A 2,446-nucleotide genomic window follows, 5' to 3' on the forward strand; every position below is an offset into this window, starting at 1 on the left:
GCGGCTTTTTTGCATCTAGCGTAAAGTTAATCGAATCTAAGAGTCAGTTAGTCAACCAGTCAAAGTCCTTAACTATCGGAATCTGACTTAAACCTGTTTATCACGGCAACTTCAAGCCTATTACCGCTCTGTTGTATTTAAACATATAGCATAGGTAACTGACTCTTTACCTTTAAAACCTATCGAAATTCGACGTCACTGTTGCAACAAAACATCCCTGCCAATAAACATGTAGACCTACGCCACCAATGCATGACCAAGTAACTTGAAGAATTGGGGGATGTTTATTGGAATAGTGCCCTAGGTTTCTTCAGGTTCTCATTGTGAATACATAACGATAAAAAAATCCAGAGGCTTCATCGAAGTCTCTGGATTTTTAAATTTGGCTTGAGTGCAGATCTAATTAAGCGTTTTCTTGCTTAGTATCTTGCTGCTCTGCTTGTTTTTTTTGTTCAGCTTCATTTGCTTTTTCTTCGTGGTTTGAACCACCACATCCGCCACAACAGCTCATAATTATGCTCTCTTTGATTGTATTTAAGTAACTCATTAAGGTCATAATATTAAAGATGTATTTTAAATGCAACTTTAATATTAGCCAAATTGGCTGCTTGGTGTCTTGAGGTATTTAAGCCCTTGGTTTTATTAAAATTGGTAAGTACAACACAACGAAACAACTGTACGCGACAACCCACAGAGCACTCGATAAGGTGATGATAGAGACAATATTATTGGTAAAGTATCCACCAAATACTCGAACAATAAAGGCAAAAACAATGGCAATTAACGCCGCAGTCATTATTTTACCAATCGCAATAGCTCGACCTGTATGTCCTAGAGAGACGCGTGAGATCATTGATAAGATCATCACCCCCATTCCACCCACGGTTAAGGCATGAATCGCTTGTGATTGTGTGACCAATGACGAAATGATCGAAACGCCATACAAGACCAATCCTAACGAAATGGCCCAGTAGCTTAAGTGTAAAGACCACACAAGAGGAGTCTTAAAAGCGACCCATATTTTCCACCTTACCGCCCTAACCGCATTTGCCAGGCCACTGACAATAAACACGCTAGCAACGATATCTTGTGGAACTGGAAGTATCTGAAAGCTCAACACAACGGCGAAAATCGTGCTCACGATGCTCAGCTTTTCAAGCCATGGTAATGCAGGGGTTCGTGGTGTCTGTGTGCCATTCGCGGTAAACATAGGAAAGACTCGTCCACCCATAATGCACATGACTAGAGTCACCAACAGCACCATGCTTGTGCTAGCTTGTGAAATTAAGATTGGCTGCTGAAATAGAACACCATAGTGCATCGCCGCATTGGCAAAAGTCATTAGCAGCAAAATGGGAACGAACAATAGATTTCGCCAAAGTTTCACACTGACAATATTGTGAGCAAGATAAATGACAGCGACAGGCAAAAACAGTAAATCGAGCCCAGCCACCAACCAAGGGCTAAAGGCATTAGGTAGGAACATGGCTATTCTCGCACACAGCCAGATAACCAGAAGTATCATTAACCCGCGTCCGTTAATACTACGGACACCCGTCCAGTTTTGTACGGCCGTCAGTAAAAAGCCAACCACGACAGTAGCTGCAAAGCCAAATAACATTTCATGAATATGCCACCACATTGCTCCGCCATAAACATTCAGAGTTGCGCTACCATTCCAAAACGCGGCCCAACCAACTAGAGCTGCAACGCTAAAAAGTGATGCAAACAAAAAAAACGGTCGAAACGCGAGCTCAAAAAATGCCGTCATTGAAACGCCATTGTTAGGGGGTTGATTTAAATCTTTCATCATCGTAAACCTAGTGAGTAAACAAAACTTACTTAAATAACGTCAACCGCCAAAAGTTGCCCTAGTTTGTAGCTGTGCCCTTCGCCGAGGAGATCTTGCAAGCTATAAGCGTCTAAGCATTTGTAAAAACACTCTTGAGCTTCAGCAAAGATTGTTTTCAATTGGCAATTTGGTGTAATAACACAGCTATTATCTTCGCCAAAACATTCAACCAAGTTACGTTTGTCTTCTAACTCTCGAACTAACGTACCTATGTTGATCTGACTTGGATGGCAACTGAGTTTCAAACCACCATTTTTTCCTCTTGTAGCGATCAGGTGCCCTTTGAGGTTGAGTTGCTGAACGATCTTCATTAAGTGGTTTTTAGAAATACCATAACTGTTAGCAATGTCGCCGATGGTGCTAAGAGATTGGTTGTTGATCGCTAAATAGATCAGAACGCGTAGGGAATAATCAGTGTAACGTGTGATATGCATGTTGGGATATTTCACTCTATAAGATGTATTTATTATGAATCTTATGAGTAATAAAGGCAAGTTAACCTAATGAGGAGTAGTGGCTAAGCACCAAGAAGCTAAGGCTGCGATCTTAATGACGTTTCTCACATCTGTTGTATGAGATCCTATCTCCATCTTC

The 2,446-nt window shown here is 41.3% G+C and carries 2 protein-coding genes; both read right to left on the reverse strand.

The window, feature by feature from the left end; translation table 11 throughout:
* Window positions 1-625: 625 nt before the first annotated feature.
* On the reverse strand, window positions 626-1,810 hold the full coding sequence (locus AB4496_RS02630; RefSeq protein WP_009848693.1) for an NnrS family protein: 1,185 nt from the start codon (window positions 1,808-1,810) through the stop codon (window positions 626-628).
* Between the two features lie 32 nt (window positions 1,811-1,842).
* Complete coding sequence (locus tag AB4496_RS02635; RefSeq protein WP_009848694.1) at window positions 1,843-2,286, reverse strand: Rrf2 family transcriptional regulator; 444 nt, start codon at window positions 2,284-2,286, stop codon at window positions 1,843-1,845.
* Between the last annotated feature and the right edge of the window lie 160 nt (window positions 2,287-2,446).

This window comes from Vibrio sp. 10N.222.46.A1 (genome assembly GCF_041473595.1).
Lineage (GTDB): Bacteria > Pseudomonadota > Gammaproteobacteria > Enterobacterales > Vibrionaceae > Vibrio > Vibrio tasmaniensis_A.

What these genes read in the sequence shown, in the direction of transcription:
- AB4496_RS02630 (WP_009848693.1), bottom strand. Translation starts at nt 1,810, where the DNA reads ATGAAAGATTTAAATCAACCCCCTAACAATGGCGTTTCAATGACGGCA.
- AB4496_RS02635 (WP_009848694.1), bottom strand. Translation starts at nt 2,286, where the DNA reads ATGCATATCACACGTTACACTGATTATTCCCTACGCGTTCTGATCTAT.